Here is a 14528-nt window from a genome sequence, read left to right on the forward strand (position 1 = left end):
ATGACCAACGCTACAGACCACTAGATTGATCCCGCAGAAGGGTTGTTTCAACCCAATTATTTGGTTAACAGACCCCGGAATCCCGTTGACACAAGGTCACCGGAAGGCGCCGCAGATTCGCACACAGGCCCATGCGCCGCGGCGTCATCAACAGCCCGATGATCCGGAATCCGCCATGTTGCGCAGGGGCTTGCGAACCACTCTCCCAAGCTTATCCACAGCCTTGTCCCAGGGTCATCCCAGGCTTTTGCACAACTGTTGCAAAAGCGCGACAAGCCTGCGGATTTATCGGCAGGGGACCATGCAGCCGCGGTCGGTGACGATCAGGTCCAAGGGCTGATCGAAGGGCTCGGCGGGGATGGCGGGAAGCTGTTGCACCGAGAAGGCCAAGCCAATCGCGGCCACGGGACCGGATTCGCGCAGCAATTGCAGCGTGCGGTCGTAATACCCGCCGCCATAGCCGATGCGGTTTCCCTGCCGGTCGAAGCCTGCCAGCGGCACGATCAGAACCTGGGGCGTCAGGACGGGCTGCGATTCGGCGGGATGAAAGGTGCCAAAGGGGCCGGGTACCAGCGGCTCTCCCTGCCATTGGCGAAACACCAGCGGCACGGCCTTGCCCGGCACCACCGGCAGGCAGAGGGGCCCGTCATGCGCCTCCATCGCAGGGCGCGGGTCGGGTTCCCCCCGCATCGGCCAGTATCCCGACAGCACCCGTCCCCGATGCGGCGCCAAGGCGGCGATCAGCGCCTGGGTCAGCGCGTCCTGATCCCCGCCCTTGTCACGCGCCGCCAGGGCCTGGGCGCGCAGGGCGGCCTTGTCGGTGGCGGTCATAGCAGGATCACCGTCGCCAGGCCCAGGAAGGCGAAGAAGCCCACGACATCGGTGACGGTCGTCACGAAGGTGGGCGAGGCAAGCGCCGGGTCCGCCCCCATCTTTTCCAGCGTCAGCGGCACGAGGATCCCGGCCAGTGCCGCAATGGTCAGGTTGATGATCATCGCCAGCCCGATCACCGCCCCCAGGCCGAAGTTGGCGAACCACAGATAGGTGACGGTCCCGATGGCCAGCCCGAAGATCGCGCCGTTCAGGATTCCCACCAGGACCTCGCGCCGGATCACGCGGACCGAATTGTCCTTGGTCAGCCCCTTGGTCGCCAGCCCGCGCACGGCGACGGTCAGCGTCTGCGTGCCCGCATTGCCGCCCATGGAGGCCACGATCGGCATCAGGACCGCAAGGGCCACAAGCTGCGCGATCGAGCTTTCGAACAGCCCGATCACGGATGCCGCCGCCACCGCGGTCAGGATGTTCGTGGCAAGCCAGGGCACCCGCTGGCGCGCGGTCTGCATCACGCTGTCGTTCAGGCTGGATTCGTCGCCCACCCCGGCAAGGCGCAGGATGTCCTCCTCGTGTTCCTCGTCCAGCACCGACATGGCGTCGTCGATGGTGATGACCCCCACCAGCCGGTCGTCGCGGTCCACCACGGGGGCCGAGATCAGGTGATACTGGTTGAAGACATAGGCCACGTCGCCTTCATCGGCAAAGGCGCTGATGGTGCGGAAGCTGTCCTCGGTGATGTCGCGCAGCGTCGTGGAATGGGCCGAGGCCAGCAGCCGACCAAGCGTGACATAGCCGATGGGATGGCGGCGCGGGTCGACCAAAACGATATGGTAGAACTGCTCGGGCAGCCAGTCCTCGGACTGCAGGAAGGCGATGGCCTCGCCCACGGTCCAGTGCTCGGGGGCGGTGACCACCTCGGACTGCATCAGCCGGCCGGCGGAATATTCGGGATAGGCCAGCGACTGCTGGACGGCGGCGCGGTCGGTGGCGTCAAGCGCGGCCAGGATCTCCTGCCGGTCCGGCTCGTCCATGTCCTCGACCAGGTCGACGACATCGTCGCTGTCCATCTCGCGGACGGCCTCGGCCACGACCTCGGGGGGAAGCTGCTCGATCACCTCGTCCCGGATCGAGTCGTCGATCTCGGACAGGATCTCTCCGTCGATCTCGCCGGAATAGAGCGTCAGGAAGGCGCGGCGTTCGGCCGGGGCCAGGCGCTCGATGATGTCGGCGATGTCGGCGCCGTGCATCGGCTCCAGCAGGCTGTTCAGCAGGGCGGTGTCGCCAGCCTCGATGGCGGCGTCGATTCGGTCCAGAAGCTCTCGCCGGGGCAGGAACTCGTCGCCATCGTCCGTCTGGTCGTCGAGGATCGGTGTCTGGTCGTTCATGCCGCCCCCTGGCCGTTCAGCAGCCCAAGGGCCGCGCGGTGCAGGGCAGGGGTGGCCGCGGCGATGACCTGGCCGCCGCCTTGGGCGGGCCCGCCCTGCCAGTCAGTGACAATGCCGCCCGCCGCCCGCACCACGGCCAGCGGCCCCGCGATGTCGTAGCTTTGCAAGCCGGCCTCGATCACCAGATCCACCTGGCCCAAGGCCAGCAGCGCATAGCCATAGCAGTCCAGCCCGTATCGCGTCAGCCGGACCTGCGCGGCGACCCGGCGGAATGCCGCGGCCTCGTCCGGGGTGCCCACTTCGGGATAGGTGGTCAGCAGCGTCGCGCCCGCCAGATTCGTCGCCGGCCGCACGGCCAGAGAACGCGCGCCGGCGTCGGTCAGAAGCCTGGCTTGGCCCAGGCCGCCCTCGAACCGCTCGCGTGTATAGGGCTGATCGATCAGGCCATAGATGATGTCCTGGCCGTCCGACAGGCCGATCAGCACGCCCCAGCTTGCCGCGCCGCACAGGAAGGCGCGGGTGCCGTCGATCGGGTCGAGGATCCAGGTCAGGCCGCTTGTGCCGGGGCTTGCGCCATATTCCTCGCCCAGGATGGCGTCGTCGGGGCGCAGGCGGGCCAGGACATCGCGCATGGCACGTTCGGCGGCGCGGTCGGCCTCGGTCACGGGGTCAAAGCCGGTCTGCCACTTGTTGTCGGCCGAAATGTCGGTGCGGAAGTAAGGCAGGATGGCCGTGCGTGCGGCGTCGGCCATCCGGTGCGCCGTGTCGATGATGTCCTGCGCGTCCCGCATGGCTGCCCCCTGATCCGATCCACCACGGGTCAGGACTAACCCGAACGGGATTGCCCTGCCAGTGGCGGCGAAGCGGATTTGGCGGCGAAAGCCGTGACAGAACCGTGACGGCGCATGGGCCCGCGCCGTCGCCTTTGTCAGGCCGCGTCGGACAGGACGCGGGCCAGTTCGAAGATCTGGCGGCGCTGCGCGACCGGCATCGTGTAATAGGCGCGGACCAGTTGCAGCGCCTCCTTGTCGGCCAGGATGTCGCCCGCCACGCCTTCGGGAATGTCGCCCTCGTGCAGGCCTTCGAAGAAGAAGCTGACGGGCACGTCCACCGCGCGGGCGATATCCCACAGACGCGACGCGGAAACCCGGTTCATGCCAGTTTCGTATTTCTGGATTTGCTGGAACTTGATACCAACCTTGTCGGCCAGCTGCTGTTGGGTCATCCCGATCATCCAGCGACGATGGCGAATGCGCTTTCCAACATGAACATCAACACCGTGTTTCATCGTTACCACCTTGAACCTCGTGCAATCTAAGGAAGCAGTATCTTAACTTTCCTCAATTTTCGAGTGTTAACCTGGTTAACGGCCCCGGTTCTGACCAAAAAGACAGGTCCAACGCGGGCGGCGGTGGTCTTCTGGTAAGGGGATAAAAGACTTGGCGAAAACTTCCACGTCCGAAGGTTCGGCCCGGATCCGAATCGCAACGGTTGAACAACTGGGGGGAGATCCGGTGCTTTCGTCCGGTCCCGCGCCCAAGCTCGGACCCGACGAGGTCCTGGTGCGCGTCCGTGCCGCCGCGCTGAACTTCGCGGACCTGCTGAAGGCGCGGGGCGAATACCAGGAACGCCAGGACCCCCCTTATGTGCCGGGCCTGGAAGGCGCGGGCGAGGTTATCAGGGCGCCAAGCGGCAGCGGCCTTGCCCAAGGGGACCGGGTTGCGGTTCTTTCGCCGGGCACCCTGGCCGAGGTCGTGGCCGTCCCTGCCGCAGCCTGCCTTCCGATCCCCGCGACGATGTCATTCGAACAGGCGGCCGGGTTCCAGATCGCCTATGGGACCAGCCACCTGGCGCTGACGCATCGCGCGAACCTGCAGCCGGGCGAGACGCTGGCTGTCCTGGGCGCGGCGGGCGGCGTGGGCCTGACCGCGGTCGAGATCGGCCGCGCCCTGGGCGCGCGCGTCATCGGCGTGGCGCGCGGCGCGGACCGGCTGGAGGTGGTGCGCGCGGCGGGGGCCGAGGCCGTCATCGACAGCGCCGATCGCCCCGACCTCAAGTCCGCGCTGCGCGACCTTGGTGGCGTGGATGTGGTCTATGATGCCGTGGGCGACAGCGCGGGCGAGGCCGCGTTTCGCGCCATGCGCCCGGGCGGACGCTTCCTGGCGATCGGATTTGCCGGCGGCAAGCCCCCGGTGCTGCCGCTGAACCATGCCCTGGTCAAGAACATCGCCATCCACGGCCTGTACTGGGGCGGCTATTCCGTGCTGGATCCCCAGGCCATGTCATCCAGCATGAAGGCCCTGTTCACCATGTTCCAGGAAGGCCGCCTGAACCCCGTGGTGGGGGAGGCCATGCCCCTGGAACGGGTGGCGCAGGCCTTCGATCTGCTGCGCAGTCGCAGGTCGGTGGGCAAGATCATCCTGACAATGTAACATCTACGTAAGTCGGCGCTGCTTTGGCGCCATACCGGCATTGAATCACGCCGATATCATGCCAATATGGAGGCCATAAACCGGCCATGTCCGGCAGATCTTATGGGAGAGGTTGATGGCAGATTACAACACTTACCGCACCACGCAGAGTGTCGGCGCCCGCCAGGGTGTGATCGACGAAGGGCTGCGGGCCTACATGAACAAGGTTTATGGGCTGATGGCGGTCGGCATGGGTGTAACCGCCGTCGCCGCCTATGGCATCAGCACCGCCGCTGTTGACGCGTCGGGGCAGCTGACCCAGCTGGGAACGGCGCTTTATGCCTCGCCCCTGAAATGGGTGGTGATGTTCGCGCCGCTGCTGGTCGTCTTTGCCTTTGGGGCGGCGCTGAACCGCTTGTCGGTGCAGGCGGCGACGATGCTGTTCTATGGCTTCGCGGCGCTGATGGGCGTCTCGATCAGCTCGATCTTCCTGGTCTTCACCGGAACCTCGATCGTGCAGACCTTCCTGGTGACGGCGATCGCCTTTGCGGGCCTGTCGCTGTGGGGCTATACCACGAAGAAGGACATCTCGGGCTGGGGCAGCTTCCTGATCATGGGCGTGATCGGCCTGATCGTCGCCTCGATCGTGAACATCTTCCTGCAGTCGTCGGGGATGCAGTTCGCGATCTCGGTCCTGGGCGTGCTGATCTTCGCCGGCCTGACCGCCTATGACACGCAGAACATCAAGAACACCTATCTGCAACTGGCGGGTTCCGACCGTGACTTCCTGGGCAAGACCGCCATCATGGGCGCCTTGCAGCTGTACCTGGACTTCCTGAACCTGTTCATGTTCCTGCTGCAGTTCATGGGCAACCGCGAATAATCCCCGCGCACAGCCTGACCGCTTCGACCCCCGCCCCAAAGGCGGGGGTTTTTCCTTGTGCGGCCGTCCCTGCCGGCAAGACCTTCGGCAATTGGTCTGCGCGCCCGGATCGGCTAATCCTGCCGCCAGAATCACGACAAGAGAAGACGATGGGCTATTTTCCAAACTGGCGGCCGGCCACCGGCGCGACGGTCCTTCCCAATGAACGGCTTGCCTGGTCCGCCGCCGTCCCGATGAGCCTGCAGCACCTGCTGGCCATGTCGGGATCAACGATCCTGGCGCCGCTGATCATGGGCTTCGATCCCAATGTGGCGGTGTTCTTTTCCGGCATCGGCACGCTGCTGTTCTTTGCGATCACCGGCGGGCGGGTGCCCAGCTACCTCGGGTCGTCCTTCGCCTTCATCGCCGTGGTGATGGCCGCAACGGGCTTTGCGGGCGGCGGGGCCAACCCCAACATCGGCGTGGCTTTGGGCGGGATCATCGCGGCGGGGCTGGTCTATGCGCTGATCGGGCTTCTGGTCATGGCGATCGGGTCGGGCTGGGTGGAACGGCTGATGCCGCCCGCCGTGACGGGCGCGATCGGCGTGTCCATCGGCCTGAACCTTGCGCCCGTGGCAGTGGGGCAATTGAAGGGCAGCATGGCGCATCTGTTCATCGCCCTTGCCACGGTCCTGTGCATGGCGATGGTGTCGGCCTATGGCGGCCGGACGACGCGCCGGATCGCGGTCCTGATCGCGCTTGGCTTCGGGTACCTGCTGGTGCTGGTCTTCGGCAATGGCGCGGGGCTGGTGCCCGGCATCGACTTCGGCCGGGTCGGCGCTGCTGCCTGGTTCGGGATGCCCAACTTCACGACGCCGCAATTCGACTGGACCGCGATCAGCATGATCGCCCCCGTCGCCGTTGTCCTGGTGGCCGAGAACCTGGGCCATATCAAGGCGCTTGGATCCATTACCGGGCAAAACATGGACCGCTATATCGGCCGGGGTTTCCTGGGCGACGGGCTGGCCACGATGATCGCCGGGGCAGGGGGCGGGACCGGCGTCACGACCTATGCCGAAAACATCGGCGTCATGGCGATGACCAAGGTCTATTCCACGCTGATCTTCCCGGTGGCCGCCGCCATCGCGATCCTGCTGGGCCTGTCGCCCAAGTTCGGCGCGATCCTGCAGACGATCCCCGCGCCGGTGCTGGCGGGGCTGGCCGTGTCGGTCTTCGGGCTGATCGCATCCGCGATGGCGCGGATCTGGGTGGACAACCGGGTCGACTTTTCGGACCCGCGGAACCTGTTCACCGTGGGGGTCGCGCTGATCCTGGGCGCGGGCGATTTCACCGTGAACATCGGCGGCTTCGCCCTGGGCGGCATCGGCACGTCGACGCTGGCGGCCCTGGTGATCTATCAGCTGCTGGGCATCGGCCGCGACCGGCGCGCGGCCTGACCGCCATCAGGCTTCGGCAAGCTGCGACACCAGCAGCTTGTCGATCCGGCGCCCGTCAAGGTCCACCACCTCGATCCGCCAGTTGGCCAGCGTGACATGCGCGCCCACGTCGGGCAGGACGCCCGCCCGGTCCAGCACAAGGCCCGCGACCGATTCATAGCCCCGATCCTCGGGCAGCGAGATGCCGATCATCTCGGCGAACTCATCGGCGGGCATCCAGCCCGCGACCAGCCAGCTTCCGTCCTCGCGCTGCACGGCCTTGGGTTCGTCGTCGCCGGGTTCGGGGAAATCGCCCGCGATCGCCTCGAGCAGGTCCATCGCCGTCACGACCCCTTCGAAATGGCCGTATTCGTCATAAACCAGCAGCATATGCGCGGGACTGGCCTTCAATTCCTCGATCACGCTCAGCGCGGGCAGCCCTTCGCGGATGACTGGCACTTCCTGCACCAGCGGGCGCAGGTCGGTCGTGTCCTCGGTCAGAAGCTCGCGCAGGGTGATGACGCCGATGATGTCGTCGTCCGTCCCGTCGCGCACCAGAAGGCGCGACCGGCGGCTGTCGCGGAACCGTTGCAGGACCTCCGGGGCGGGGTCGGCCACGTCCACCGTCTCGACCTCGTGGCGGGGGGTCATCAGGCCGCGGGCGGATCGGTCGGCGATCCGCATCACGCCGGCGATCATCTCGGTTTCGGCGGGTTCGATGACGCCGGCGCTGCGGGCCTCGGACAGCATGACGCGGATTTCCTCGTCCGAAATGCCGCGGTCGGATTCGCCGGACTGTCCCAGCAGGCGCAGCACCAGCCGGCCTGAGATGTCCAGGATCCAGACGATCGGCGCCGCGATCCGCGAGATGAACAGGATCAGCGGAGAGATGCGGCTGGCCACACCCTCGGGCGAACGAAGGGCGATCTGCTTGGGCACCAGTTCGCCGATGATCAGCGACAGATAGGTGATCAGCACGACCACGCCGCCGACGCCCAGGGCTTGGGACAAGGCGGGCGAAAGGCCGTTCGCCATCAGTGCCGCGGACAGCCGCGCGCCCAACGTGGCACCTGAGAACGCACCCGACAACACACCCACCAGGGTGATGCCGATCTGGACGCTGGACAGGAAGCGGCCGGGTTCGGCCCCAAGTTCCAGTGCCGTCTGCGCCCCGGTGCTGCCTTCGGCCGCCATCACCTTCAGGCGCGCCGGCCGGGCCGAGACGATGGCCAGTTCGGACATGGCCAGAACGCCATTGAACATCGTCAAAAGCAGGACGATGAGAATTTCCAGAAGCATCGGTTCACTTTGTCCAACTAATCGGGCTTTACGCAATCTGCACGAAGCGCGCGCCAGTGCAAAGGCATGAAGGCCGCTTGCTGGACGGAATCGGCAGACAAGGCGCCGGTCGGGCGCCTTGCCGGCGTGTTTCGGTTACTTCGCCGACGGTCCCGACGGCAGCGGTTCCGGCTTGGTCCCGTTGGTCTTCCACAACGAGAAGACGATGCCCGCGCCCAGGATCGCGAAGGTGATGCCCAGCGACCAGGTCGGCGGAAACTTTTCCCAGCCCATCAGGTCGGCGATGAAGATCTTGGACCCGATGAAGACCAGCAGCAGCGACAGCGCATACTTGAGGTAGGCAAAGCGGTGCAGGATCGCGGCAAGGGCGAAATACAGCGCCCGAAGGCCCAGGATCGCGAAGATGTTCGAGGTGTAGACGATATAGGGATCGGTGGTGATCGTGAACACGGCCGGCACCGAGTCGACGGCAAAGACCAGGTCCGCGATCTCGATCATGATCAGGGCCAGCAGCAGGGGCGTCGCATGGCGCACGATCTTGCCGGTCTTGGGATCGGGCAGCTTCACGATGAAGTTGTGGCCGTGGAACTCGTCCGTGACATGGAAGCGGCGGCGCATGAACTGCACCAGCTTGTTGTCATGCAGGTCGTGCGAGCCTTCCTTGGTGAACAGCATCTTGATGCCGGTAAACACAAGGAACAGCGCGAACAGGTAAAGCACCCAGTGATAGTTCTCGACGATCGTCGCGCCCAGGCCGATCATGATGCCGCGCAGGATGATCACGCCCAGGATGCCCCAGAACAGCACGCGGTGCTGGTATTCCCGGGGGATGGCGAAAAAGCCGAAGATCAGCGCGATGACGAAGATGTTGTCCATCGCCAGCGTCTTTTCGACCACGAAAGCGGTCAGGTATTGGGCCGTCGCCTCGGTCCCCATCTGCCAGTAGATGAAGCCCGAAAAGCCAAGGCCCAGCACGATATACATCGCCGACATGCGGAGGCTTTCCGCAACGCCGATCTCGTGGTCGTCCTTGTGGAGAACCCCCAGGTCAAAGGCCAGCAGCGCGACCACAAGTGTGATGAACAGCAGCCACATCCACAGCGGCTTGCCGAGCACCAGCAGAAACAGAAATTCCATATTGCCCTCATCGTTGCTTTAGTGCTTCGATGCCAAGGGCTTCGTCGGTCAGGGCCACTTGCATCGAGGCACGCTCGATGCGGTCCGACATCACGACACAGTGTCGCCAGAGGGGCCCGGTCCCGCTGGGACGCAATCTGGACCAGGCTGCGACAAATTGCAAGGGGTGGATCACAAAATCGTTTGCAAGCGGTCAGCGCGGCCTGCAAGTTCAGCCCCTGAACGGCAGGGGGGCAGGATCATGGACAGGACGACCTTGGGCGGCGAAGGCGGATTTTGGCGGGACGATGCCGCCCACCGTGCCTTCCTGGTGCAGGATGCCCTTCGCGCGCTTGATGCCTTTGATGCCTGCGTGGGACCGGGCGGGGGCTTCCTGCCGCTGGACGATGCGGGACGCCCGGTGGAAGGCGGCCTTCAGGAACTGCATGTGACGACGCGGCTGGTCCATTCCTTTGGGCTGGGGCATCTGGCCGGCCGGCCGGACCGGGCCGGGATCATCGACAGGGGGATGGATCAACTGTGGCGTGCCCATCGCGACGACCGGCACGGCGGCTATGTCTGGTCGCTGCGGGACGGGCAGGTGGCTGACGACACCAAGCTGGCCTATGGCCATGTCTTCGTGCTGCTGGCGGCCTCGACCGCGAAGCTGGTGGGCCATCCCGACGCGGACCGGCTGCTGGCCGATATCGCGCAAGTGCTCGATGATCGTTTCTGGGACGCGGAGGCGGGCCTGTTCCGCGACGAATTCACGCGCGACTGGCAGCCCTTTTCCACCTATCGCGGCATGAACGCCAACATGCACGGGGTCGAGGCGCTGCTGGCCGCCTTCGAGGCGACGGGCGAAGGGGAATACCTGCGACGGGCTCAAGGGATCCTGGACTTCTTCATCGCCGGGCAGGCGGCGCGCAACGGTTGGCGCATCCCGGAACATTACGACGCGGATTGGCGGCCCGATCCGGGCTATGAAGGCAACCCGATGTTTCGCCCCGCCGGCACCACGCCGGGCCATTCGCTGGAAATGGCGCGGCTGCTGCTGCATTGCTGGGATCTGGCGGGCCGTCCGCAGGGCGACGCGCCCGCCCAGGCCCAGCTGCTGGTGGAAACGGCGCTTCGTGACGCGTGGCTGGACGGCAGCGGGCTGGCCTATACGCTGGACCACGACGGCCGGGTCGCGCGGCCCGACCGCTACTGGTGGCCCGTGACCGAGGGGATCGGCGCGCTTGCAGCCCTTATCAAGCTGGACGCGCGCCCCGAGGACGAGGCATGGTATCGCCGCCTGTGGCGTTTTGCCGATGACCGGTTGATCGACCATGACCGGGGCGGCTGGTTCCCCGAGCCGGGTGGGCCGGCCCCCGGCGCCCAGTTCCAGGGCAAGCCCGACATCTACCATGCCCTGCAGGCCGACCTGTTCCCGCTGGTGCCCGACCTGTCGCGGCTTGGCGACGCCCTGGCCCGCGACAAACCGCTGGGATCCGGGCTGGGGGGTGACATCTTCGTCCGGCCGCCTATCTAGAAACTTCAAGGGGCAGACAGGACAAGACGCAACATATGGTTCAAGACAAGGGTTTCGCGGGTCCGATCCTGCATTTTCGGGGCTGCGATGCCAATGGCCTGCACCTTGCGGCCGTCACGGTCACGCCGCAAGGCGCTGCGTCGCCCGGTTCGCTTCGGACTGCCAGGGGTGACTGCCAGCCGGTCCTGCTTGCCCAAGTCGCCGGGCTGGCAGTCTGGCGGCACGACTTTACCTTGACCACGGCCGAGAGGGGCTATCACCTCAACGGGCGCGACCACGCCGTCGTCACCCGGCTGGACGGCGACATCCGCATCGCCTTCGTGTCCTGCAACGGCGAGGAGAACGGCGACCTGGACCGCGAATCGGCCGAGCGGAACCTGATGTGGGCGCGGCTGGAAGCGGATCACCGCCGCGCGCCTTTCGCGCTGCTGTTGCAGGGCGGCGACCAGATCTATGCGGACGAGGCGACCCACGGCCATCCCTTGACCCAGGACTGGCCGGACCATGTTCCCGAAGACCCGTCGCCCGACGATCTCGACGACCTGACCCTTTACCTGCAGCGCAAGTTCGCGGAACGCTACATGATGGTGCTGGCTGCCGAAGGCTGTGCGAACCTGCTTGCCTGCGTGCCGTCGCTGTCGGTCTGGGACGACCACGACATCTGCGACGGCTGGGGATCCTTGCCGGAAAGCCGCACGGCTTCGGCGGTGGGGCAGGCCCTGTTCCGCGTGGCGCGGCAGATGTATCTGCTGTTCCAGCACGGCGCGACCGAGGCTGACGTGCCGGCGCTGTTCACGGACCCGACGGGCAGCGCCCTGGGCTGGCGGCGCGACCTGCCGGGCGCAACGCTGTTCGCGCCGGACCTGCGGTCGGAACGCCATCGCCACCGGATCATGGGCGAGGCGGGATGGAAGGCGATGGATGCGCTGCAGCCCATGGGCGATCACGTCTTCATGGTGTCCAGCGTGCCGCTGCTGGGGCCGCGCCTGTCGCTGCTGGAATCGGCCATGATGATGATCCCCCGGATGCAGCATTACGAGGACGACCTTCGCGACCAGTGGCAAAGCCATGCGCATCGCGACGAATGGCGGCGGATGCTGGGCGCTGTCCTGCGGATGCGCAAGACGGCCCCCGTCACCGTGCTGTCGGGCGAGATCCACCTGGCCACGCGGGCCGAGATGGGGCCGGATGACAGCCTGGTCCACCAGCTCGTCGCCTCGGGCATCTCGCACCGCGCTCCGCCCAAGGCCTATGCGAGGGTGCTGGGGCTGTTCGCAGGCTTGGGCGATGCGCCGCTCAAGGGCCATCCGATCCGCATCAAGCCGCTGCCAGGGCAGAAGCACCGTTATGTCGCTGAACGGAACTACCTGACGCTGGACCGCCGCGCGGGACGGTGGCAGGCGGTCTGGCATCTTGAAGAAAGCGGCGATACCCCGCCGCTGCCGCTGGACTAGACCGCGATGCCGTGCCGGCCGGCCAGGTCCGTGAAGAACTGCCAGGCCACCCGGCCCGACCGCGCGCCGCGCGTGGCCTGCCATTCGATCGCCTCGGCCCGCAGGGCGTCGGTCGTGATCCCCAGGCCATAGGTGTCGCAATAGGCGCGCACCATCGCCAGGTATTCGTCCTGCGAACAAGGGTGGAAGCCCAGCCACAGCCCGAAGCGGTCCGACAGGGATACCTTTTCCTCGACCGCCTCGCCGGGATGGATGGCGGTGGCGCGTTCGTTGTCGATCATGTCGCGCGGCATCAGGTGGCGGCGGTTCGAGGTGGCGTAGAGGATCACGTTCGCGGGACGCCCGCTGATCCCGCCGTCCAGCACCGCCTTCAGCGACTTGTACTGCGTATCGTCGTGGCTGAAGGACAGGTCGTCGGAAAACAGCAGGAACCGCTTGTCCGTCGCACGTCCCAGGATCGCCAGCAGGCGACTGACCGAACCCAGGTCGTCACGGGCGATTTCCACCAGGACCAGCGGCAGGCCCTGGGCCACGGCCTCGGCATGAACGGCCTTGACCAGCGACGACTTGCCCATCCCCCGCGCGCCCCACAACAGGGCGTTGTTCGCCCCGAAGCCGCGCGCGAATTGCAGGGTGTTGTCCAGCAGGGTCCGCTTGGCCCGGTCGATGCCGATCAACTGCACCAGATCGACGCGGCTGACCGTCTGCACGGCTTCCAGCCTGTCGGGATCGGGATGCCAGACATAGGCCACGGCTTCCGAAAAGCTGGGCGCGGGAACGGGGGGCGGGGCCAGCCGCTCCAGCGCCGCTGCGATGCGGGTCAGGGCATCGGTTTCGGGCACGTCCCGCATCACTCGTCCTCGACCCACAACCCTTGGGCGCGCAGTTCCTTTTCGCGCTTCTTCTCGATCTGGCGGACGATCTGGATCGAGATCTCGTAAAGCCCGTAGATGACCGAGAACAGCACAAGCTGGCTGCCCACGTCCGGCGGCGTCAGGCAGGCGGCCAGCGTCAGGATGATGACGATGGCATAGCGCCGCGTGCTGGCCAGCGTCTGCGCGGAAACAAGCCCCGCCCGTCCCATCAGCGCAAGCGCCACCGGCAACTGGAAGGACAGCCCGAACGCCAGGATGAATCGGGTGGTCAGGTTCAGGTATTCGCTGACCGAACCCTGGAAGACGATCCCCGCCAGGTTGGTGCTGTTCGCGGGGGCCGCGGCATCGTCGGGCAGCGACAGCGGCCCTTGCTGGAAGCCCAGAAAGAAGGAAAACACCATCGGCAGGATGACGTAATAGGCGAAGGCGGCCCCGATCGCGAACATCACGGGCGAGGCGACGAGGAAGGGCAGGAAGGCCCGCTTCTCGCTGCGGTAAAGCCCCGGGGCGACGAAGCGCCACAATTGATAGGCGATGATCGGGAAGGCCAGGATGAAGCCCCCGAAGAACGAGATGCGCAGCGCGACGGTGAAGCCTTCCTGCAGCTTCAACAGGATCAGGCCGCATTCCTGCCCCCGGTCTTCAAGCGCGGCGCAGATCGGGACAGTCAGGAAGTTGTAGATCGGGTTCCAGACCAGATAGCACAGGATCATCGCCACCACGAAGGCCAGGGCCGACCAGACCAGCCGGGTCCGCAGTTCCTTGAGATGCTCGATCAGCGGGGCCGAGCTGTCGTCCAGCTCATCGACGTCTTGCGATGCCACTTAATGGTCCTTCATGTCCGAACGCCGGACGCCTGCAATGCGGCGCGGACTGTCCGTTGCGGCCAGGGCCGGTGCCGGCGTGGGTTCGTTCGCGGCCTGCAAGGCGGCGGGAACCGGCGGCGCGTCCATCGGCCGGGTATCGGCAGGCGCGGGTGCGGCAGGATCGGGCGTGGCGCGGGTCGTCTTGTCCAGGCTGGCCTTGGGATCCCACTGCTCGAACTTGGTGGCCGCGCGGTCCAGCGCGTCCAGCCCCAGCGACTTTTTCGAAGTCAGGGTCTTCAGGTCCTTGGTCACGTCGTTGATGCCGCTGCCCTTGGCCGCATCTTCCATCGCGCTTGTGAATTCGCGCGCCATGGACCGTGCCCGGGCCGTGATGCGGCCCAGGGTGTGAAACAGCTTCGGCAAATCCTCGGGACCGATGACGATCAGCGCGATGACGCCAATCAGCAGCAGTTCGCTCCACCCGACATCAAGCATTCTGGAACCCCTGTCCCGGTT

The 14528-nt window shown here is 66.1% G+C and carries 14 protein-coding genes; 5 read left to right on the top strand and 9 right to left on the bottom strand.

What is annotated here, in order from left to right; translation table 11 throughout:
- Positions 1-285 precede the first annotated feature (285 nt).
- The 4 genes from FIU66_RS03625 to FIU66_RS03640 form a co-directional block, all read right to left on the bottom strand.
- Positions 286-831, bottom strand: coding sequence for a 5-formyltetrahydrofolate cyclo-ligase (locus FIU66_RS03625; RefSeq protein ID WP_167621439.1), 546 nt, complete (start codon positions 829-831; stop codon positions 286-288).
- Entirely contained in the window at positions 828-2219 is a 1392-nt protein-coding gene (gene mgtE / locus FIU66_RS03630) for a magnesium transporter (protein WP_167621440.1), read from the bottom strand. Before mgtE ends, FIU66_RS03625 begins: the two co-directional genes overlap by 4 nt.
- Positions 2216-3010 carry an inositol monophosphatase family protein gene (locus FIU66_RS03635; protein WP_167621441.1) on the bottom strand — a complete coding sequence of 265 codons (795 nt, stop codon included), beginning with the start codon at positions 3008-3010 and terminating at the stop codon, positions 2216-2218. The genes mgtE and FIU66_RS03635 overlap by 4 nt, the downstream gene beginning before the upstream one ends.
- A 137-nt stretch (positions 3011-3147) precedes the next feature.
- On the bottom strand, positions 3148-3507 hold the full coding sequence (locus tag FIU66_RS03640; protein WP_167621442.1) for a helix-turn-helix domain-containing protein: 360 nt from the start codon (positions 3505-3507) through the stop codon (positions 3148-3150).
- Positions 3508-3694: 187 nt separating this feature from the next.
- Here FIU66_RS03640 and FIU66_RS03645 point away from each other — a divergent pair, with 187 nt between their 5' ends.
- From FIU66_RS03645 to FIU66_RS03655, 3 genes are all read left to right on the top strand, one after another.
- On the top strand, positions 3695-4651 hold the full coding sequence (locus tag FIU66_RS03645) for an NADPH:quinone oxidoreductase family protein (RefSeq protein ID WP_167623376.1): 957 nt from the start codon (positions 3695-3697) through the stop codon (positions 4649-4651).
- Positions 4652-4766: 115 nt separating this feature from the next.
- On the top strand, positions 4767-5513 hold the full coding sequence (locus FIU66_RS03650) for a Bax inhibitor-1/YccA family protein (RefSeq protein ID WP_167621443.1): 747 nt from the start codon (positions 4767-4769) through the stop codon (positions 5511-5513).
- A 149-nt stretch (positions 5514-5662) separates the two neighbouring features.
- Positions 5663-6949 carry a solute carrier family 23 protein gene (locus FIU66_RS03655; RefSeq protein ID WP_167621444.1) on the top strand — a complete coding sequence of 429 codons (1287 nt, stop codon included), beginning with the start codon at positions 5663-5665 and terminating at the stop codon, positions 6947-6949.
- 6 nt (positions 6950-6955) lie between these two features.
- Here FIU66_RS03655 and FIU66_RS03660 read toward each other — a convergent pair whose 3' ends face one another.
- Both FIU66_RS03660 and FIU66_RS03665 read right to left on the bottom strand, forming a co-directional pair.
- Positions 6956-8227, bottom strand: coding sequence for a hemolysin family protein (locus tag FIU66_RS03660; protein WP_167621445.1), 1272 nt, complete (start codon positions 8225-8227; stop codon positions 6956-6958).
- Positions 8228-8362: 135 nt separating this feature from the next.
- Positions 8363-9364 carry a TerC family protein gene (locus FIU66_RS03665; RefSeq protein WP_167621446.1) on the bottom strand — a complete coding sequence of 334 codons (1002 nt, stop codon included), beginning with the start codon at positions 9362-9364 and terminating at the stop codon, positions 8363-8365.
- A 241-nt stretch (positions 9365-9605) separates the two neighbouring features.
- Here FIU66_RS03665 and FIU66_RS03670 point away from each other — a divergent pair, with 241 nt between their 5' ends.
- Positions 9606-10877 carry an AGE family epimerase/isomerase gene (locus tag FIU66_RS03670; RefSeq protein WP_167621447.1) on the top strand — a complete coding sequence of 424 codons (1272 nt, stop codon included), beginning with the start codon at positions 9606-9608 and terminating at the stop codon, positions 10875-10877.
- Between the two features lie 35 nt (positions 10878-10912).
- Positions 10913-12331, top strand: coding sequence for an alkaline phosphatase D family protein (locus tag FIU66_RS03675; RefSeq protein ID WP_167621448.1), 1419 nt, complete (start codon positions 10913-10915; stop codon positions 12329-12331).
- Here FIU66_RS03675 and FIU66_RS03680 read toward each other — a convergent pair.
- The 3 genes from FIU66_RS03680 to tatB are packed head-to-tail and all read right to left on the bottom strand — an operon-like array spanning position 12328 to position 14507.
- Positions 12328-13182, bottom strand: coding sequence for an ATP-binding protein (locus tag FIU66_RS03680; protein ID WP_167621449.1), 855 nt, complete (start codon positions 13180-13182; stop codon positions 12328-12330). The two genes, FIU66_RS03675 and FIU66_RS03680, sit on opposite strands and share 4 nt — an antisense overlap.
- The gene (gene tatC, locus FIU66_RS03685; RefSeq protein ID WP_167621450.1) at positions 13182-14030 is read right to left on the bottom strand and encodes a twin-arginine translocase subunit TatC; all 849 of its coding nucleotides are present in this window, start codon (positions 14028-14030) and stop codon (positions 13182-13184) included. The genes FIU66_RS03680 and tatC overlap by 1 nt, the downstream gene beginning before the upstream one ends.
- Complete coding sequence (gene tatB, locus FIU66_RS03690; RefSeq protein ID WP_167621451.1) at positions 14031-14507, bottom strand: Sec-independent protein translocase protein TatB; 477 nt, start codon at positions 14505-14507, stop codon at positions 14031-14033.
- Between the last annotated feature and the right edge of the window lie 21 nt (positions 14508-14528).

The sequence above is a fragment of the Paracoccus sp. AK26 genome (assembly GCF_011801365.1).
GTDB lineage: Bacteria > Pseudomonadota > Alphaproteobacteria > Rhodobacterales > Rhodobacteraceae > Paracoccus > Paracoccus aerius.